This window comes from Arachnia propionica (genome assembly GCF_003932785.1).
Taxonomy (GTDB): domain Bacteria; phylum Actinomycetota; class Actinomycetes; order Propionibacteriales; family Propionibacteriaceae; genus Arachnia; species Arachnia propionica_B.
The window spans coordinates 17,205-34,238 of record NZ_RQYT01000021.1 but is presented as its reverse complement, the minus strand read 5'-3'; the positions used below and the strand labels follow the sequence as shown (position 1 = coordinate 34,238).

The following is a 17,034-nucleotide window of genomic DNA, read 5'->3' as shown; positions in this document are numbered from 1 at the left end:
GAGGCCCCGGGACCTGCAAGACTTGCCCCGTGCTCGAATCCGTGTTCGGAGCCCCACAGCAGTGGCCCAGGGGGGACCTCATCGGCTACAGCGACGAGTTCGACCCTGCCCTGGCCCTCGTCGCCTATCAGTGCGGTGTCTTCCCGATGCCGTTCGAGGCGTGGATGGGGTGGTGGTCCCCGATGTCGAGGGCCATCCTGCCCCTCGACCGGTTGCGGGTGCCGCGATCGCTGCGGAAGTCGGCGTCCCGCTACTCGACGACGGTGAACCGCGCCTTCCCCGAGGTGCTGGCCGCCTGCGCCGACCCGGCCCGCCCCCACGGCTGGATCGACGAGCGGATCTCGTTCGCCTACACCGCGCTCCAGCAGGCCGGGTACGCGCACAGCGTCGAGACGTGGGACGACGAGGGACGGCTCGTCGGGGGGCTCTACGGGGTCCGGATCGCCGGGCTGTTCGCCGGCGAGTCGATGTTCCACCATCCGGAGCTCGGCCGGGACGCCTCCAAGGTGGCGCTCATGAGGCTCGTCGTCGACCTGCGGGCCGCCGGTGTCGAGCTCCTCGACGTGCAGTGGCAGACCCCACACCTGGCGTCCCTGGGGTCGCTGGAGGTGCCACGGCACGCCTACCTGGGGATGCTCGGGACAGCGCTCGAGGAGGAACCAGGGCCGCTGTGGACGGACCGACCGCCCCGCGTGGCGGGCTGGGAGCTCGTCGAGGCGCTGCGGGGCCCCGCCCACGCCTGAGACCAACGCCCGGGACCGGGGCCTGGGGCGCCAACGGCCCACGCAGGGCCGGGCACGAACCGCCGTTCTGCTTCCGTGAGCCGCCCGTCGTTTGAAACGTTTCAGCAGAAGCAGGACGGCGATTCGTGACCGTGCTGGTTTCGCCTGCCTGTCGCGGGTTCGCCTGCCTTGGGTGTGGCTCGCCTGTCTTGTTCGGCAGGCGTTTTGAAAGAAGGCAGGCGTTTCCGACCCAAGGCAGGCGAACCAGCGCGTGGAGGAGGCCGACGGGGGGAGAGGGGTGAGGGGCGGGGTGCCCCGCTCAGCCCAGCAGTCGCGTCAGGATCTCCGACTGGCGCCGGTTGGCCTCCACCCACGACCGGCGGGCCGACTGCCAGGCGCTCCTCGCCTCGGCGTCCCAGCCGGGCATCGTCTCCTCCAACTCGGAGTTGAGTGCGGTGAGCAGCGAGTTCAGCTCGACATTGGCGCCGGCCAGCTCCGACGCGCCGTCGGGAAGGCCCCCCGGGAACTCGGGCCCCACCGGCGGGGCCGCATCGGGCAGGGGCTCACCGACGACCTGCCGCGACTGCTGCCCCGTGAGGGAGGAGTGGACGGCGTCGAGCTCCTGTTTCACCCGCTCGAACTGCGAGTCAAAGGCGCTGTAGTCGCGTTGGAAGGCCTCGAAGGGGCCACCGCCGAGCACCGCCGCGAGGCGGGGCAGATCCGACTGCAGGCGGCGCTGCAACTCGTGGATCCTCTGGTGGCTGGCCTCGACCTGCCCTGCGGCACGAAGCATCGCGTCCCGATCCGCTGGCTGCCTTCCCATTCCGCCACCCTACCCACCCTCACGGTCGCCCGGGGTGCCGGTGTCCGAACCCCGATACCCTGAGGCCGTGCTCGGATACTTCGGACCCGCCGGAACGTTCACCCACCAGGCCCTCCTCAGCATCACCGACGAGGAGGCCGTCCCCTTCGCCAGCGTCGGGGAGGCCCTCGACGCCGTCAGGCAGGGGCAGGTCGACGGCGCGGTCGTGCCCATCGAGAACTCCGTCGAGGGGGGCGTCTCCGCGACCCTCGACAAACTCGTCGACGGCGACCCCCTCGTCATCCGGGCCGAGGTGGTGATCCCCGTCGAGTTCGGCCTCTACGTGCGCCCCGGGACCACCCTCGAGGAGGTCCGGGCGGTTCTCACCCACGGCCACGCGGCCGCCCAGTGCCGCGACTGGCTCGCCACGATGATCCCCACCGCCCACGTCACCGAGGCCGGGTCGACGGCGGGCGCCGCCCAGGAGGTCGCGGACCCGTCGTCGCGCCACGACGCCGCCATCTGCGCCCGCGTCGCCGGGGAGCTGTACGGGCTGGAGGAGCTCGCCCACTCGATCGAGGACAACCCGGGCGCCGTCACCCGGTTCATCGTCGTCGCCCGCCCCGGTCAGCTGCCGGAACGCACCGGTGCCGACAAGACCACGCTGGTCGCCTACATGCACGAGGACCACCCCGGCGCCCTGCTGGAGATCCTCCAGCAGTTCGCGGTGCGGGGTGTCAACCTGTGCCGGATCGAGTCGCGCCCCACCAAGACCTTCCTCGGCAGCTACTGCTTCGCCATCGACGCGGAGGGGCACCTCGCCGACCGGAGGTTGGCGGAGGCGATGCTCGGGCTGCACCGGATCTGCCGCGACGTGGTCTTCCTCGGCTCCTACCCGCGGGCCGACGAGCAGACCGCCGTCGTCCGTCGCGGCTTCGACGACGAGGCGTTCGACGAGGCCGGTCGCTGGTTGGAGGGCCTCGGAGGGTGAGGGCGGCGTAGGCTGTCCCCCATGATCGATCCGAAGTTCATCCGCACCCATCCCGACGCGGTCCGCGCCTCGCAGCAGGCGCGCGGTGAGTCCGTCGAGCTCGTCGACGAGATCCTCGCCGCGGACGAGGCCAGGCGTTCCGGGATCGCGCGGTTCGAGCAGCTTCGGGCCGAGCAGAACGGCTTGGGCAAGCAGGTCGCGCGGGCGCAGGGAGAGGAGAAGGCCCAGCTGCTGGCCCGCACCCGGGAGCTCGCGGCTGAGGTCAAGGCGGCGAAGGAGGCCTCCGACGAGGCGTCGACCCGGTTCGACGAACTCGTCATGGGGCTCGGCAACATCGTCGCCGACGGGGTGCCCCGCGGCGGCGAGGACGACGGCGTGGTCATCGAGACCGTCGGCACCCCGCGCGACTTCGAGGCGGAGGGCTTCACCCCGAGGGACCACCTGGAGATCGGGGAACGGCTCGGCGCCATCGACATGGAGCGGGGCGCGAAGATCTCCGGCTCCCGGTTCTACGTGCTGACCGGGGTGGGGGCGCAGCTCGAGCTGGCCCTGCTCAACCTCGCCATGGCGAAGGCCTCGGAGTGGGGCTTCACGACGATGATCCCCCCGGCCCTGGTCAAGCCGTCCGCGATGGCGGGCACCGGCTTCCTCGGGCAGGCCGCGCAGGACGTCTACCACCTTCCCGCCGACGACCTGTACCTCGTCGGCACCTCCGAGGTGGCGCTGGCCGCCTACCACAGCGACGAGATCCTCGACGCCGAGTCGCTGCCGCGACGTTACGCCGCCTTCTCGCCCTGTTTCCGCCGCGAGGCCGGGTCCTACGGCAAGGACACCCGCGGCATCTTCCGCGTCCACTGGTTCGACAAGGTGGAGATGTTCATCCACTGTCGCCCCGAGGATGCCGCCGCCTGGCACGAGAAGCTGCTCGGCTTCGAGAAGGAGTTCCTGACTGCGCTGGAGCTGCCGTTCCAGGTCCTCGACGTCGCCTCCGGTGACCTCGGCCTGTCGGCGGCCCGGAAGTACGACTGCTACGCGTGGCTGCCCACCCAGCAGCGCTACCGCGAGGTCACCTCCACCTCGAACTGCACCCAGTTCCAGGCCAGGCGGCTCGGCATCCGCTACCGCACCGACGGCGGCACCGAGCACGTCGCCACCCTCAACGGCACCCTGTGCGCCATGACTCGCATCATCATCATGCTGCTGGAGAACCACCAGCAGGCCGACGGGTCCGTCCACGTGCCCGAGGCCCTGCGACCGTTCCTCGGCGGCGTGGACGTGCTGCGATGACGTTCACGCCCCGGCTGGTCGCCCTCGACATCGACGGCACCATCGTCGACGCGGAGGGCAACCTCCCACCGTCGATCAGGGACGCCGTGCACCGGGTCCTCGCCGCCGGGGTGCCCGTCGTCCTCGCGACGGGGCGCTCGTGGGTGTCGACGAAGCTGGCCTGGGATCAGCTGGAACTGCCCCCCGGGCCGGTCATCTGCGCCAACGGCGCCCAGATCCTGCGCTACCCCCCGCTGGAACTCCTCCACGAGGTGTGCTTCGACCCGGCGGCGACCATCGCCAAGGTCGCGAGCATCGCGCCACAGGCGGCGATCGCCGTCCAGGACGGCCTGGGGTGGCGGGTGTCCCGGCCGTTCCCGCCGGGGGAACTCCACGGGGAGATGGTGATCGAACCCATCGAGAGGCTCGGGACGAAGCCGGCGGCGCGGGTCGTCATCCGCGACCCGAACAGCTCCGAGGAGGTTTTCGAGGAGATGGTCCACTCCCTGGGCCTCCACGAGGTGTCCTACTTCGTCGGCTGGTCCGCCTGGCTCGACATCGCCCCACTCGGCGTGGACAAGGCCCACGCCCTGGCCCGGGTCTGCGCGGACCTCGGGGTGGATCAGGCCGATGTGCTGGCCCTGGGTGACGGCCGCAACGACATCGAGATGCTCACCTGGGCGGGGCGTGGGGTCGCGATGGGCAACGCCCCCGACGAGGTCAGGGCCGTCGCCGACCACGTCACCGCCGACTTCCGGGCCGGGGGGACCGTGATCGAACTCGACCGTTGGTTCCCCGGCAGCTGAGGGGTGTTCGGGTCCGCGGGTCAGGCTGCGACTGAGCCCGTCGGCTCCGGGGCCACCACCTCGGCGGCGACCTGCATGACCTGGGCCTTCGTCGGGGGCATGGGACGCACCGGCTTGGGGGCCTTGCTCATGGCGTTGGCCTTGCGCAGGTGACGCTTCACCGTCGAGACGGAGCAGCCGAGCCGAGCCGCGATGCTGGACAGCGGCTGGGTCGGGTTCGCCGTGCGGAGCCGGGCGATCTCCTCCTGGTTGAAGGAGCGGCCGGAGTTCACCCCGGCGTAGGTGTCGTTGTCGACGGGGGCCACCGTCACGCCGAGCCGGGCGCGGATCTCGCGGCGCTGCGGCTCGGTGGTTCCGGCGACGAACCCGGCGACGTCGTGGCCGACCACCGCGTCGGTCAGGCACTGCTCACGGAACGGGCAACCGGCGCAGAGTGCTGCGGCCCGGGCGGTCAGCGCTGCGCGCTGACGGCGCTCGGCGGCACTCTCGCGTCCGGCCTCGTCCTCCAGCAGGGGGTTCTGGTAGAGGGCGGCGAACTTGACGCAAGGGATGGTGGTGTCGAGCGCGATGGTCATCGTGGTTCCTCCCTGCCCCGTCGGGCTGCTGTTTCGTTGCTGCCCTTCCAGAGTGTCGGAATCGAACGCCGTGAAACAGAGAATTCCGTAGGGGGTACTACCCGACTTGACCAAGTACGGAGCACAGTCCGGCGTGAGTATCCGTACTCATGGGCCCCGTCCCGTCAACCTCGACGTGACAAGCACTTTGGTTACGGAGCTGTCCAACTTTCGGCTGGGCGGGTGAGCGGCTCCCCTGAGGCGCCCCCGGCTTCCCCCGGTGCCCCCTCAGGGTCGACCCCGAGCCGCAGCCGGAGCGGATTCGCCCACCGCGAGCCCTCCTACTACCACTTTTGCTTTCGCGGGGAATGCGCTAGCGTCGTCGATGAACGAAGTGTCGATGCGCGAGGGAGGGCATGGATGTCTTTGGCAGAAGTGAGTGACTGGACGCTTCAGGCCAGGTGTCGTGACATGGCTGATGCACTGTTCCCCGAGGGGAAGGACCAGAAGCGGGCACGCAACGTGTGCATGGGCTGCCCGGTACGGATGGAGTGCCTCGCCGAGGCACTGGACAACCGCATCGAGTGGGGGGTGTGGGGAGGCATGACGGAGCGCGAGCGTCGTCACCTGCTGCGCACCCGGCCCGACATCGAGTGCTGGCGGGACCTGCTGCAGACCTACGGGCAGCTGCCCAAGGCCAGCTGAGGGTGGAACCCGTCGTGGCGGCGACGGACGTGGCAAGCTTGGGGCATGACCAAGTGGGAATACCTGACCGCCCCCATCCTCAGCCACGTCTCCCAGCAGATCCTCAACAACTTCGGATCCGAGGGCTGGGAACTCGTCGCCATCGCGCCCGGACCGAACCCTGACACGATGGTCGGATACTTCAAGCGCCCCCTGGCCGGCTGATGTCCACCCCCTCCCAGCGACTGGCCGACCTGGGGCTCGAACTCCCCGCCGTCGTCACCCCGCTCGCGGCCTACACCCCCGCGCTGCGGGTCGGTGACCAGGTCTGGACCTCCGGGCAGCTGCCCATGCGCGACGGTGCCCTCACCGTCACCGGGCGCCTCGGTGACGGGGTCGACGAGGCCGACGGCGTCGCCGCCGCCCGCCAGTGCGCGCTCAACGCCCTGGCCGCGGCCGCCGAGGCCGCGGGCGGGCTCGACCGCATCGCCCGGGTGGTCAAGGTCGTCGTCTTCGTCGCCTCCGATCCGTCGTTCACCGCCCAGCCGGCCGTCGCCAACGGCGCCTCCGAGCTGATCGGCGAGGTGTTCGGCAGCGCCCACGCCCGAAGCGCCGTCGGGGTGGCGGTCCTGCCGCTCAACGCCCCTGTCGAGGTGGAGATCGTCGCGGAGCTGAACGGACAGGCGTGACCGCGGAGGTCGCGGTGAGGCTCGCGGCGGCATGGCCCGACGCCCACTGCGAGCTTCGGTATGACAACCCCTTCCAGCTGCTCGTCGCCACGGTGCTGTCGGCCCAGACCACCGACGCCCGCGTCAACGAGGTCACCCCGGGGCTCTTCGCCCGCTGGGCCGACCCCGAGGACCTCGCCGGCGCTGACGTCGCCGACGTCGAGTCGGTGATCTCCTCGCTCGGGTTGTTCCGCACCAAGGCGCGTTCCCTGGTGGCGCTCTCCGCGTCGCTCGTGGCGGATCACGACGGCGAGGTGCCGGACAGCCTCGACGCGCTCGTGAAGCTGCCCGGGGTGGGGCGGAAGACCGCGAACGTGGTCCTCGGCAACGCCTTCGGCGTCCCCGGGATCACCCCCGACACCCATGTCATCAGGCTGGCGAACCGGCTCGGCTGGGTGGACTCCGCCCGCCCCGACGACGTCGAGAGGGCCGTGGCGGAGCGATTCCCCGCCCCCGAGTGGGTCATGCTGTGTCATCGGTTGATCTGGCACGGTCGTCGCGTCTGCCATGCCCGCCGGCCCGCCTGCGGTGACTGTGTCCTGGAGGATCTGTGTCCGAGCTCGCAGGTCTGAGGGCTGCCCTGGCGGCGGGGGAGCCCCGTCGGCTCGGCCAGTTCGGGGCGGCCCCCGAGGGGGCGCGTCGTGCCGCCGTGCTGATCCTCCTCAGCGACGAGCCCGACCCGACGGTGCTGCTGACCGAACGCAGCGCGGGGCTGCGCGCCCACGCGGGACAGATCTCCTTCCCCGGCGGCGGCCTCGACGACGGCGAGCACCCCGTCCAGGGGGCGCTGCGGGAGGCGACGGAGGAGGTGGGGCTCGACCCGCGACTCGTGACCCCCATCGGCTGCCTGCCCCCGGCCTGGGTGCCGGTCAGCGGCTACCGGGTGACCCCCGTCGTTGCGTCGTGGGAGGAGCCCGTCGCGTTGACCCCGTCGGATCCGGCGGAGGTGGCGGGGGTGTTGCGGCCCGGGCTGCGGCACCTGGCGGACCCGGCGACCCGGGTGACGGCCACCCTGCCCGGCGGCTACCGCGGTCCCGCGTTCACGTCGGGGGAGTGGTTCATCTGGGGGCTGACCGCCCACCTGCTCGACGCGGTGCTCCGGGTGGGCGGCTGGGAGCGACCCTGGCCCAGGGACCGTCACGTGCCCGTCCCGCAGCGCTTCCTGCGGGATCGGGTCAGTGATCGAGCTCCGCGGTGAGGTCGGGCGGGGACACCGCGCTGGGCTGACCCGCCAGGGAGTCGGTGAGGGCGATGAAGGTGGCCTTCGCCTCCTCGATGGTCGCCGTCGGGGCCTTGACCTTCCGGAACCGACGGCGGGCCAGGAGCGCCAGGATGACGGCGAAGAGGACGGCGAGGATCAGGGAGACGAGGAAGCCCAGGGTGAGGGATCCCATGAACGAGACGCCCAACGCGTTGAAGATCCAGCCCACCCCGAAACCGATCGTGATGACCAGCATCCAGATGGCGTGCAGCAGGAAGGCCACCGCGCCGCCGACCAGGCCGGACCCGATTCCGGCGTGCTTGGCCGCGGGCAGGATCTCGGCCTTCGCCAGCTCGCTCTCGCGGGAGACGAACTCCGTCAGGGAGTCCCGGAGGAGCTGGAAGGCATTGGGCTGTGCCATGGTCGTCCTTTCGCCACGAGGTTGTTCCTACCCTACGACCACCGGGGGTTTTGGGGAACCTGGACGTCGATCCGGATGCCGGTCTCGGGCGGAGCGACGGGGGCGGTCAGCTCGTCGTGGTTCACCCAGGCGCGCCACGCCAGCAGCTGGAACGGCAGTTTGAGGTTCTCCCCGGGGCGCACGGCGTGTTCGAACAGCTCCCGCACCTCGTCGCGGAGCCGCTGGGACTGCGTCTCGGAGAGGTTGCGGGACAGCGGTTGCGAGGCGACGAGCTTCTGCAGCTCCGGCAGGGAGATCTCCTGCCAGATCCTGAAGGCGCGGTGCTCGACCTCGGGGAAGTACTTGCACTGGTCGATCGCGTCCAGCGAGTCGTGGCCGTACTCGCCGCGCATCGCCATCGGGTCGTAGTGGCGCAGCAGCGCGGTGAGGCGCCGCACCCACGGGACCGAGTCGTCGCGGACGACGTACGAGGCGGAGAAGCAGCCGCCGGGACGCAGCACCCGGGCGATCTCGGAGAGGGAGCGGGGGGCGTCGAAGTGGTGGAAGCTCTGGTGGCAGAACACCACGTCGAACTGGCACGGGTCGATCGGCATCGCCTCGGGGCGGGCCCAGATCGGGGTGATGCCGACGCCGCCGCGGAGCCGGTCGATGTCGCGTTCCTCGTGCGCCATCGCGAACATCGTGTGCCCGGCCTCCAGCAGTCGGCGGGCCAGCTGGTGGCTGCCGATGGTGAGCCCTCGCACCCCTGGCCAGACGGCCAGCCAGGTGAGGGCCTCGGGGGGCAGGGGGTTGATCTTCGACATCTCTTCTCGTGGGTAGGGGCCGGTGTGGTTCAGGTTATCCACCGATTTCAATCTCGATGAACGATCGGGCTCGCGGTTGCCCACAGTGTAGATGTGAGCACTGTTGAATCCTCGTCACCTCTGCTGGTGTCTCGCGACCCGACCCTCATCGAGACCGTTGAGTCGACAGCCTTGGCGCTCGGCGTCGAGCTGACCCTGGTCCGTGGGCGCGAGCAGCTCAGGGAACTGTGGCAGGCGGCGTCGCTGCGTCTCGTCGGCGCGGATCAGGCGTCGGGCGTGGCGGGCCTCGGTGCCCCGCCGGGCACGTGGGTCGTCGGTTTCGACCAGCCGGAGCTGCTGCGTCGGTCGGCGGAGTTGTCCATTCCCGCACTCCTGCTGCCCGATCAGGCGTCGCGCCTGGCGGAGGCCATGACGGCGGGCGGGGCCGAGTGTGCGGAGGGGCGTGTCGTCGCGGTCGTGGGGGCCAGCGGCGGCCTGGGGGTGAGCTCCCTGTGCGCGGCGCTGGCCACCCGGGCGGCGGAGGCGGGGCTGAGGTCCGTGGCGGTTGAGCTGGCCCGCGGCGGCGGCCTGGACCTGCTGTTCGGGGCGGAGACCCAGGCGGGGATGAGCTGGGACGACCTCCACGAGGCGCAGGGGGAGATCGGGGACCTGACCCCGCATCTCGCGACGGTGGACCGGGTGCAGGTCCTGCCGCGGGGTCGCCGGTTGGGGCGGGACCCGGGTCGTGAGGCCGTGGACTCCGTGCTGCGGGCCCTGCGCCGCAGCCATGACCTCGTCGTGGTCGACGCCGGGTGCGACACCGCCCGGGCGTGGTCGGTCGGTCAGGCCCTCGTCCTGAGGCTGGTGGGCGCGGATGTCTCCTCCGTCGCGGCCGCCCAGGTGTGGGGGGAGCACGGCGTCGGGGTGCTGGTGCGTCGCGGGAGGGGCAGGGCGCTGGCCGCCGACGCCGTCGCCGAGGCGCTGGGGGCGCCGCTGATCGGGCAGGTGCGCGAGGATCCGAGGGTGCCGCGGCTGGCGGCGGAGGGGATCAGCGTGGGGTCCCGGCTGGCCAGGCGGCTGGCCCGGGACTCGCGACGGGTGCTGGAGCAGGTGCGGTGATGCTCGACGAGTTGCAGCAGCGGCTGGGCAGGCTCGGCCGCCCCCACACCCCGGCCGACGTCGCCGTGGCGATGCGGGCGATGGGGGTGGTGGTGACGGATCGGTCGCTGCGGGAGGCGCTGGACGAGCTGCGTCGCCACTCGGTGGGGGCCGGGCCGTTGGAGGAACTGCTGGCGGATCCGGAGGTCACGGATGTGCTGGTCAACGGCCCGGACCAGGTGCTGGTGGACCGGGGCGCGGGCCTGGAGGTCGTCGGGCTCGGCTTCCCCGACGACGAGGCGGTGCGGCGGCTGGCCATCCGGTTGGCGGCGAACGCGGGTCGGCGGCTGGACGACGCGCAGCCCTTCGTCGACGCCCGGTTGCCGGGCGGGGTGCGGCTCCACGCGGTCCTCGCGCCGACGGCGAGCCCCGGCACGTGCATCTCGTTGCGGATCCCCGGTTCCCGACGGTTCAGTCTGGCGCGGCTGCGCGAGTCGGGGTCGCTCACGCCGTTGGGGCTGGAGCTGTGCCGGGCCATCGTCGCGCGCCGGTTGCCCCATCTGGTCTCTGGGGGCACGGGGACGGGCAAGACGACGCTGCTGGCGGCCCTGCTGGCGGAGGTGCCGGCGGGGGAGCGGATCATCCTCGTCGAGGACTCCCGCGAGCTGGTGCCGGAGCATCCGCACTGCGTCCGTCTCGAGGCGCGACCGGCGAACAACGAGGGGCACGGCGCCATCACGCTCACCGCGCTGGTGCGGCAGGCGCTGCGGATGCGCCCGGACCGGCTGGTGCTGGGGGAGGTGCGCGGGGCTGAGGTCGTGGACCTCCTGACGGCCCTCAACACCGGGCACGAGGGCGGCTGCGGCACCATCCACGCCAACTCCGCCGACGACGTCCCGGCCCGGCTGGAGGCGCTCGCGGCCCTCGGTGGGCTGGGGCGGGAGGCCTGCCACGCGCAGGTCGCCTCCGCGCTGCGGGTTGTGCTCCACCTCCGACGCGAGGCCGACGGGGGTCGGCGGCTCGCCGAGGTGGGGGTGTGCCAGCGCGCCGGTGACGGGCTGGTCGAGGTGGTGCCGGCGTGGCGGTTCCACGACGGCGGCCAGGAGCCGGGCCCGGGAAGGCAACGGCTCGAGCGGTGGCTGGGGTGGGTGCCGTGAGCTGGCTCGTCGGCGTGCTCGTCGCGGTGGCGGTGCTGGTGCTGTTCGGGTCGCGGCCCTCGCTGCGTCGGCTCGAGTCCTCGCCGCGGCCAAGGCGCGGCAGGGGTGTGCCGCGGGCGCTGTGGGCGGTGCCGCCGCTGGTGGCGGTCCTGCTGGGCGGCGGCGGGGCGGTGGCGTGGGTGTCGGCCGGGACCGTGGCCGCGGCGACGGCGACGTGGCTGGCCGCCAGGACGATGCGGGAGCGGCGGCTGCGGCGTCGTGAGGAGGAAACCGCCCGGGCCATCCTGGGGTTGGCGCTGCTGCTGCGGGCGGGGCGGATCCCCACCTCGGCGTTGACGGAGGCGGCGAAGGACTGCGCGGCGCTGGCCCCCGTCGTCGCGACGGCCCGGCTGGGTGCGGATGTCCCGGACGCCCTGGCCGCGGTGGCGGAGGCCCCGGGGCGGGAGGGTTTCGGGCAGCTCGCGGTGGCGTGGCGGATCGCGGAGCGGTTGGGGGCGCCGGTGGCGTCGGTGCTCGTGCAGGTCGCGGACGCCCTGCGCGCCGAGCGGGAGCTGCGCGGGGTGGTGACGGCGGAGCTGTCGATGGCCAGGGGGAGCGCCCGGGTGCTGGCGCTGCTGCCGTTGTTCGCCCTCGGCCTGGGATTCCTAGCGGGCGCGAACCCGCTCGCGTTCCTGCTGGGCCATCCGGCGGGCGGATGGCTGGTGCTGGCGGCGGTGGGGTTGGTCGCCATCGGGTTGGTGTGGACCGAGCGGCTGGCGGTGACGCCATGACCGGGCTGCTGGTCGGGTTGGGGCTGGCCGCGGCGGTGCTGCTCGCCTGGCCGCCGGATCGGCTGGCGCGGATCCGGGAGGACCCGCGGCCGCAGGGACGGTCGGGGCGGTGGTGGGAGCGGCTCCGGCCGGGGCGGCGCAAGGGGAGGAGCCGCGTCGCGGCGGAGTTGCCCCAGACCCTGGAACTCATGGCGGTGTGCCTGGAATCCGGGGCGACGCTCACGGCGGCTGCCGGCACGATGCGGGACCTCAGCCCGGCGGCGACGGCGGAGGTGCTGGGTGGGGTGGTCTCTGCCCTGCATCTCGGTCGGGACCCGAGCGAGGCCTGGCTGGGACTCGCGGACCATCCGGTGTGGGGGCTGCCCGCCCGGGATCTGGCCCGGTCGCTGCGCAGCGGGACCGGGATGACCGAGAGCCTGCGCGTCCACGCGGAGGAGGCCAGGCGTCGCCGCAGGGAGGAGGCGATGCGGGCCGCACGCGCGGTGGGGGTGAAATCGGTGCAGCCGCTCATGGCCTGCTTCCTGCCCGCCTTCGTGCTGCTGGGGGTCGTGCCGTTGGTAGCCTCGCTCGTGAGTCGGTTCCTCGGCTGACCAGAGGGCCGTGGGAGCCATGGACGGGGAGATCGCGGATGGAGGTGCTGGACTGCGGGGTCCTCGAGCCCCCGGAGGGCGCGGACCAGTTGATCGCCGCCGCGGTCTCGGTGAGTGGTCCGGTCGCGATGTGGGCGACGAGCACCGAGTTGGCGGACCCACCCCGGGTCAACCATCAGGCGGTGTCGCGGCTGGCGGAGCCGGTGCCGGTGGTGCTGGCCTCCTACGCCGATTCGACGACGCCGCTGTCCTGCGTCCCCGCCGCCGTCCCGGTCACCTTCCCCTTCATCGAGGAGTTCTCGGACGGTTCCTTCCTCGTGGTCGGGGCCCGCTGCCACTTCAGGTCCTCCGGCCCGGAGAACAACGCCTTGGTGATCGACCGGGACGGCCGGGTGACCCGGGAGGGCTGCCTGGGCGACGGCATCCAGCACCTCGTGGTCGCGCCCGACGACACCGTCTGGACCGGCTACTTCGACGAGGGGGTCTTTGGGAATCGGGGCTGGGGGACCGGGTCCGGAACGCGGGAGCCGCTCGGCAGCGACGGCATCGTCGCCTGGTCCAGGGACCTCGGGAGGCGCTGGGGTGCAGGGCTGAGCATCATCGCCGACGTCTACGCCCTCAACGTCGGCGACGACGAGGTGTGGGCGTGCCCGTATCCGGACTTCCCGCTGCTGCACATCCAGTCGGGACACTCCCGGCTCATCCCGACGAGGAACGTCGACGGCCCGCTGGGTCTGGTCGTCTCCGGGAACCGGGTCGGGCTCATCGGGAGCTACGACGACCCGCTGCGGTGGGTGACGGGGCGCATCGAGGGGGACAGGTTCGTCGAGACCGGGCGGGGCAGACTGGCGATCGACGTCGCGCCCGGCCGGTGGAGCGCCGTCAGCTGCCGGGGATCCCGAGCCCACCTCTTCGACGGCCCGCGCTGGTACACCGTCGAGCTGTGAGGCGACGTCTCGCCGTCCCGCCGCCGCACCTGCCCGCCGTCGCTCCGTCTACCTCCCACTGGTTTCGCCTGCCTTGGGTGGGAAACGCCTGCCTTCTTTCACTTCGCCTGCCCAACAGGACAGGCGAGCCGCGGAAATGGCAGGCGAACCGGACTCAAGACAGGCGAACCGGCGGGGCGGTGGTCGGGATGGCAGAGTGGTGCCGGTGAACTGGGACTGGGTGACCTCGGCCGACGAGGCCGTGACGGTGCGGCGCCTCGACGGGCGTCCCGGCGGCCATGGTGAATGGCCGGCGTGGCTGCCCGACTCGGTCCTCGCCGCGCTGCGGGACGCCGGGCTGGAACGCCCCTTCACCCACCAGGTGGCCTTCGCCGATCTCGCCCATTCCGGACGCCACGCCGCGATCTGCACCCCCACGGGCAGCGGCAAGTCCCTTGCCTACCTCATGCCGGTGTTCACCGCCGCCTGCGGGGAGGCCACCATCTCGGCGCGGGGATTCCTCCGTCGCCGCCCCACCACCTTGTACCTGGCCCCCACGAAGGCCCTCGCCCACGACCAGGCCCGCGCAGCCACCGAGCTGGCGCCCGACGGGGTGAGGATCGGCACCCTCGACGGCGACTCCGACGAGGCCGAACGTCGCTTCGCCAGGGAGCACGCCCACCTGGTGCTCACCAACCCGGACATGCTCCACTTCTCCGTCCTGCCCCGCCACGAGCGGTGGGCGGCGCTGCTCGGCGGGCTACGGTACATCGTCGTCGACGAGGCCCACCACTACCAGGGGGTGTTCGGGGCCCACGTCGCGCAGGTGATCCGGCGGCTGCGTCGCCTCGCCTCCCACCACGGCGCCGACCCGACGGTGCTGCTCAGCACCGCGACGGCCCCCAACGCGGCGAGCTTCGCCGGGGCCCTCATCGGGGAGGACGAGGTGGCGGTGGTCGCCGAGTCCACCGCCCCGGAACCGCCGCGCACCGTCGTGCTGTGGCAGCCGTCGACCACGCTGCGGCACGACACGGCCCGGCTGCTGGCCGGACTCGCGGACGCCGGCGCCCAGGCCCTCGCCTTCGTCCCCGCCAGGACCGGGGCCGAGCTCACTGCCCTGGCCGCGGCGGAACTCGCCGTCGAGCCGTCGCGGATCGCCTCCTACCGGGGCGGCTACCTGCCGACGGAACGCAGGGACCTCGAGGCGGCCCTGCAGGAGGGACGCATCCTCGGCCTGGCCACCACCAGCGCGCTGGAGCTGGGCATCGACGTCTCCGGGGTCAGCGCCGTGCTCATCTCCGGCTTCCCGGGGAGACTGTCGTCGTTCTGGCAGCGGGCCGGCCGGGCGGGTCGGGCCGGGCAGGAGTCCCTCGTCGTGCTGCTCGCCAGCGAGAATCCCCTCGACGCCTACCTGCTGTCCCACCCCGAGTTGGTGCTCGACAGCCCCGTCGAGGCCGCGGTCTGCCATCCCGGCAACCCCCACGTGCTCGGCCCGCACCTGGCCGCCGCCGCGCAGGAGCTGCCGCTCAGTGCCGACGACGCCCGCTGGTTCGGTCCGACGACGCTGCCGTTGGCCGCGCATCTGGTGGCGGGGGGCGTGCTGCGGGACCGCGGCGGCCGCTGGTTCTGGACCCGTCCCGACCGGGCGGTGGACCACATCGACCTGCGCGCCACCGGACCGAGACCCGTCGAGATCATCGAGCGTTCGACGGGGGCCGTCATCGGGGTGGTCGACCCAGAGGCCGCCGATCGCACCGTCCACGTCGGCGCGGTCTACCTGCACCAGGGCCAGCCGTTCATCGTGACCTCCCTCAACCTGGCGGAGCGCCAGGCCCTCGTGATCGCCTCCCGCCCCACCTGGTACACCGTGCCGGAGTCGCGGCGGGACATCGAGATCGTCCGGGAACTCAGCCGCAAGCCGCTGGGGGCGACGGAGGTGTGCTTCGGGGAGGTGCGGCTGACGTGGCAGGTGACGGGGTATCTCCGGCGCGACGAGGTGACCCACGACGTCCTCGACGCCACCGAGCTGGAGTGTGACGAGCACGTCCTCGTCACCCAGGCGGTCTGGTACACGGTGCCGGAGCGGATCGCGCGACGGATCACCCCCGGCACGGTGGCGCGGGAGCTGGCGGTCGGTGCCGCCGCCCACGCCGCGGAGCACACCGCGATCGGCCTGCTGCCCGCCTTCGCCCCGTGCGACCGGTGGGACATCGGCGGCGTCTCGACGGCCCTGCACCCGGACACGGGCCTGGCGACGGTGTTCGTCCACGATGCCCTGGCCGGAGGAGCCGGTTTCGCAGCCCGGGGGTATGAGGTGGCCGAGGAATGGCTGGGCGCGACGCTGGAGCGGTTGCGGCAGTGCCGCTGTGACGACGGCTGCCCGGCCTGCGTCGTCTCCCCGAAGTGCGGCAACGCCAACCAGATGTTGGACAGGGCGGCCGCGACGGACCTCCTCGATCAGCTGCTCCGACCTGTGGACAAGCGTTCCTGAGGGCTCCGGCTGTCCATGGTGTGGATGTCACCGGTCGACAGTCGTCCGGGATCATCCGAAAGGGGAAACCATGTCCGCTCTGATTCCTGTGCGCCGCTCCGCCAAGCCCGCCCGTCGTCTCGCTGAGCGGGGGCTGACCACCGTCGAGTACGCCATCGGCCTGCTCGGGGCGGCCGCCGCGGCAATGCTGCTGCTGCGCATCTTCAACGACAACGCCATCTTCGACACGATGATGAAGTGGATCACCGATCTCTTCGTGAAGGTCGCTCCCCACAGCTGACGGTCATGCGTGGGACGGCTCATCCCGTCCCACGCTCCCCGGCCCGGTCCGGGGGGCGTGGCGGCGGTCAGCGGGGCATGGTCACCGTCGAGCTGGCGCTGGGTCTGCTGGCCGTGGTGACGATGCTCGGGGTGTTGGCGGGTGTGGTCCTGCTCGGGGTGGTCAAGGCGGAGTTGCAGACCAGCAGCACCGAGGTGGCCCGGCACCTGGCGCGCGGGGACCGGCGCGCCGCGGATGAGGCGCTGGGGCGGGCCCCCGCCGGGGTGGAGTTGAGCACGGTGAACACCCGCAAGGGCGTGGAGGTGGTGCTCGCGAAGGAGGTGCCGATCCCCGGGTTGGGTGCGGTGCCGCTCAGCGCCAGCGCCTTCGTGCCGTGGGAGCCGGGGCGTGGACCATGACCGCGCGTTTCGACGAGCGCGGCTCCGGGACGATGCTCGCGGCGGGGATGATCCTCGCCCTGGTGGCGCTGGCCGTCGGTGCGGCCGTCCTCGTGGGATGGCTCGTGTCGGACTCGCGGGCCCATGGTGCGGCCGACCTGACGGCCCTGGCCGCGGCGAGGGCCTTCGCCGCCGGCGGGGACGGCTGCGAGGTGGCCGCGCTCACGGCGGAGGCCAACGAGGCGGAACTGACGGGGTGTCACGTGCTCGGGCAGCGGCGCAGCTTCGTCGTGGAGGTCACGGTCCGGGTGCCGCTCGGGGCGGGGCTCGGTCAGGTCGGTCTCGCGGCTGAACGCACCTCGAGTGCCGGGACGGGGTGACGGGCGAT

At 72.4% G+C, this 17,034-nt stretch carries 22 protein-coding genes; 18 read left to right on the top strand and 4 right to left on the bottom strand.

Annotated features, from left to right (window positions below; translation table 11 throughout):
• Positions 1 to 29: 29 nt before the first annotated feature.
• On the top strand, positions 30 to 743 hold the full coding sequence (aat, locus tag EII35_RS09450) for a leucyl/phenylalanyl-tRNA--protein transferase (protein ID WP_125228226.1): 714 nt from the start codon (positions 30 to 32) through the stop codon (positions 741 to 743).
• Positions 744 to 1,041: 298 nt separating this feature from the next.
• Here aat and EII35_RS09445 read toward each other — a convergent pair whose 3' ends face one another.
• A complete protein-coding gene (locus tag EII35_RS09445; RefSeq protein ID WP_125228225.1) occupies positions 1,042 to 1,545 on the bottom strand; it encodes a WXG100 family type VII secretion target in 504 nt (167 codons plus the stop codon).
• A gap of 67 nt (positions 1,546 to 1,612) precedes the next feature.
• Between EII35_RS09445 and pheA the strand changes: the two genes are divergently transcribed.
• Genes pheA through EII35_RS09430 form a run of 3 tightly spaced genes read left to right on the top strand, consistent with a single transcriptional unit; the run spans position 1,613 to position 4,587 of the window.
• The gene (gene pheA / locus EII35_RS09440) at positions 1,613 to 2,515 is read left to right on the top strand and encodes a prephenate dehydratase (protein WP_125228224.1); all 903 of its coding nucleotides are present in this window, start codon (positions 1,613 to 1,615) and stop codon (positions 2,513 to 2,515) included.
• Positions 2,516 to 2,536: 21 nt separating this feature from the next.
• The gene (gene serS / locus EII35_RS09435) at positions 2,537 to 3,802 is read left to right on the top strand and encodes a serine--tRNA ligase (protein WP_125228223.1); all 1,266 of its coding nucleotides are present in this window, start codon (positions 2,537 to 2,539) and stop codon (positions 3,800 to 3,802) included.
• A gap of 14 nt (positions 3,803 to 3,816) precedes the next feature.
• Positions 3,817 to 4,587 carry an HAD family hydrolase gene (locus EII35_RS09430; RefSeq protein ID WP_185744253.1) on the top strand — a complete coding sequence of 257 codons (771 nt, stop codon included), beginning with the start codon at positions 3,817 to 3,819 and terminating at the stop codon, positions 4,585 to 4,587.
• Positions 4,588 to 4,607: 20 nt separating this feature from the next.
• On the opposite strand, the gene EII35_RS09425 is transcribed toward EII35_RS09430, so the two are convergent.
• Positions 4,608 to 5,162 (bottom strand): WhiB family transcriptional regulator, encoded by a 555-nt coding sequence (locus EII35_RS09425; protein WP_125228221.1) that lies wholly within the window; start codon positions 5,160 to 5,162, stop codon positions 4,608 to 4,610.
• A gap of 399 nt (positions 5,163 to 5,561) precedes the next feature.
• Between EII35_RS09425 and EII35_RS09420 the strand changes: the two genes are divergently transcribed.
• Genes EII35_RS09420 through EII35_RS09400 form a run of 5 tightly spaced genes read left to right on the top strand, consistent with a single transcriptional unit; the run spans position 5,562 to position 7,751 of the window.
• Positions 5,562 to 5,846 (top strand): WhiB family transcriptional regulator, encoded by a 285-nt coding sequence (locus EII35_RS09420; protein ID WP_125228220.1) that lies wholly within the window; start codon positions 5,562 to 5,564, stop codon positions 5,844 to 5,846.
• Between the two features lie 45 nt (positions 5,847 to 5,891).
• Entirely contained in the window at positions 5,892 to 6,050 is a 159-nt protein-coding gene (locus tag EII35_RS09415; protein ID WP_125228219.1) for a DUF4177 domain-containing protein, read from the top strand.
• The gene (locus EII35_RS09410; protein WP_125228218.1) at positions 6,050 to 6,514 is read left to right on the top strand and encodes a RidA family protein; all 465 of its coding nucleotides are present in this window, start codon (positions 6,050 to 6,052) and stop codon (positions 6,512 to 6,514) included. The genes EII35_RS09415 and EII35_RS09410 overlap by 1 nt, the downstream gene beginning before the upstream one ends.
• Positions 6,511 to 7,125, top strand: a complete 615-nt coding sequence (nth, locus tag EII35_RS09405) for an endonuclease III (protein WP_125228217.1) — start codon at positions 6,511 to 6,513, stop codon at positions 7,123 to 7,125. The genes EII35_RS09410 and nth overlap by 4 nt, the downstream gene beginning before the upstream one ends.
• A complete protein-coding gene (locus EII35_RS09400; protein ID WP_185744251.1) occupies positions 7,104 to 7,751 on the top strand; it encodes an NUDIX hydrolase in 648 nt (215 codons plus the stop codon). Before nth ends, EII35_RS09400 begins: the two co-directional genes overlap by 22 nt.
• Here EII35_RS09400 and EII35_RS09395 read toward each other — a convergent pair.
• Positions 7,729 to 8,175: a phage holin family protein gene (locus EII35_RS09395; RefSeq protein ID WP_125228215.1), complete on the bottom strand. Its 447-nt coding sequence runs from the start codon at positions 8,173 to 8,175 to the stop codon at positions 7,729 to 7,731. The genes EII35_RS09400 and EII35_RS09395 overlap by 23 nt on opposite strands.
• A 32-nt stretch (positions 8,176 to 8,207) precedes the next feature.
• Positions 8,208 to 8,978, bottom strand: coding sequence for a class I SAM-dependent methyltransferase (locus EII35_RS09390; protein WP_125228214.1), 771 nt, complete (start codon positions 8,976 to 8,978; stop codon positions 8,208 to 8,210).
• A gap of 126 nt (positions 8,979 to 9,104) precedes the next feature.
• On the opposite strand from EII35_RS09390, the gene ssd reads away from it, so the two are divergent.
• The 9 genes from ssd (at position 9,105) to EII35_RS09345 (ending at position 17,026) form a co-directional block, all read left to right on the top strand.
• Complete coding sequence (gene ssd / locus EII35_RS09385; RefSeq protein WP_185744250.1) at positions 9,105 to 10,076, top strand: septum site-determining protein Ssd; 972 nt, start codon at positions 9,105 to 9,107, stop codon at positions 10,074 to 10,076.
• Positions 10,076 to 11,212: a TadA family conjugal transfer-associated ATPase gene (locus EII35_RS09380; protein ID WP_125228212.1), complete on the top strand. Its 1,137-nt coding sequence runs from the start codon at positions 10,076 to 10,078 to the stop codon at positions 11,210 to 11,212. Before ssd ends, EII35_RS09380 begins: the two co-directional genes overlap by 1 nt.
• Entirely contained in the window at positions 11,209 to 11,982 is a 774-nt protein-coding gene (locus tag EII35_RS09375) for a type II secretion system F family protein (RefSeq protein ID WP_125228211.1), read from the top strand. Before EII35_RS09380 ends, EII35_RS09375 begins: the two co-directional genes overlap by 4 nt.
• A complete protein-coding gene (locus tag EII35_RS09370) occupies positions 11,979 to 12,572 on the top strand; it encodes a type II secretion system F family protein (RefSeq protein ID WP_185744249.1) in 594 nt (197 codons plus the stop codon). Before EII35_RS09375 ends, EII35_RS09370 begins: the two co-directional genes overlap by 4 nt.
• Before the next feature lie 38 nt (positions 12,573 to 12,610).
• Positions 12,611 to 13,519 (top strand): hypothetical protein, encoded by a 909-nt coding sequence (locus tag EII35_RS09365; protein ID WP_125228209.1) that lies wholly within the window; start codon positions 12,611 to 12,613, stop codon positions 13,517 to 13,519.
• A gap of 205 nt (positions 13,520 to 13,724) precedes the next feature.
• Positions 13,725 to 15,989 carry a DEAD/DEAH box helicase gene (locus EII35_RS09360; protein WP_125228208.1) on the top strand — a complete coding sequence of 755 codons (2,265 nt, stop codon included), beginning with the start codon at positions 13,725 to 13,727 and terminating at the stop codon, positions 15,987 to 15,989.
• Positions 15,990 to 16,059: 70 nt separating this feature from the next.
• The gene (locus EII35_RS09355) at positions 16,060 to 16,269 is read left to right on the top strand and encodes a DUF4244 domain-containing protein (RefSeq protein WP_125228207.1); all 210 of its coding nucleotides are present in this window, start codon (positions 16,060 to 16,062) and stop codon (positions 16,267 to 16,269) included.
• Positions 16,270 to 16,274: 5 nt separating this feature from the next.
• Positions 16,275 to 16,667 (top strand): hypothetical protein, encoded by a 393-nt coding sequence (locus EII35_RS09350; protein ID WP_125228206.1) that lies wholly within the window; start codon positions 16,275 to 16,277, stop codon positions 16,665 to 16,667.
• Entirely contained in the window at positions 16,664 to 17,026 is a 363-nt protein-coding gene (locus tag EII35_RS09345; protein WP_125228205.1) for an Rv3654c family TadE-like protein, read from the top strand. Before EII35_RS09350 ends, EII35_RS09345 begins: the two co-directional genes overlap by 4 nt.
• Positions 17,027 to 17,034: the final 8 nt, after the last annotated feature.

Excerpts from the sequence above, each read along its gene's own strand:
- EII35_RS09445 (WP_125228225.1), bottom strand. The coding sequence starts at position 1,545 with ATGGGAAGGCAGCCAGCGGATCGGGACGCGATGCTTCGTGCCGCAGGG.
- serS (WP_125228223.1), top strand. The coding sequence starts at position 2,537 with ATGATCGATCCGAAGTTCATCCGCACCCATCCCGACGCGGTCCGCGCC.
- EII35_RS09425 (WP_125228221.1), bottom strand. The coding sequence starts at position 5,162 with ATGACCATCGCGCTCGACACCACCATCCCTTGCGTCAAGTTCGCCGCC.
- EII35_RS09420 (WP_125228220.1), top strand. The coding sequence starts at position 5,562 with ATGTCTTTGGCAGAAGTGAGTGACTGGACGCTTCAGGCCAGGTGTCGT.
- EII35_RS09415 (WP_125228219.1), top strand. The coding sequence starts at position 5,892 with ATGACCAAGTGGGAATACCTGACCGCCCCCATCCTCAGCCACGTCTCC.
- EII35_RS09410 (WP_125228218.1), top strand. The coding sequence starts at position 6,050 with ATGTCCACCCCCTCCCAGCGACTGGCCGACCTGGGGCTCGAACTCCCC.
- EII35_RS09395 (WP_125228215.1), bottom strand. The coding sequence starts at position 8,175 with ATGGCACAGCCCAATGCCTTCCAGCTCCTCCGGGACTCCCTGACGGAG.
- EII35_RS09390 (WP_125228214.1), bottom strand. The coding sequence starts at position 8,978 with ATGTCGAAGATCAACCCCCTGCCCCCCGAGGCCCTCACCTGGCTGGCC.
- EII35_RS09380 (WP_125228212.1), top strand. The coding sequence starts at position 10,076 with ATGCTCGACGAGTTGCAGCAGCGGCTGGGCAGGCTCGGCCGCCCCCAC.
- EII35_RS09370 (WP_185744249.1), top strand. The coding sequence starts at position 11,979 with ATGACCGGGCTGCTGGTCGGGTTGGGGCTGGCCGCGGCGGTGCTGCTC.
- EII35_RS09365 (WP_125228209.1), top strand. The coding sequence starts at position 12,611 with ATGGAGGTGCTGGACTGCGGGGTCCTCGAGCCCCCGGAGGGCGCGGAC.
- EII35_RS09355 (WP_125228207.1), top strand. The coding sequence starts at position 16,060 with ATGTCCGCTCTGATTCCTGTGCGCCGCTCCGCCAAGCCCGCCCGTCGT.
- EII35_RS09350 (WP_125228206.1), top strand. The coding sequence starts at position 16,275 with ATGCGTGGGACGGCTCATCCCGTCCCACGCTCCCCGGCCCGGTCCGGG.
- EII35_RS09345 (WP_125228205.1), top strand. The coding sequence starts at position 16,664 with ATGACCGCGCGTTTCGACGAGCGCGGCTCCGGGACGATGCTCGCGGCG.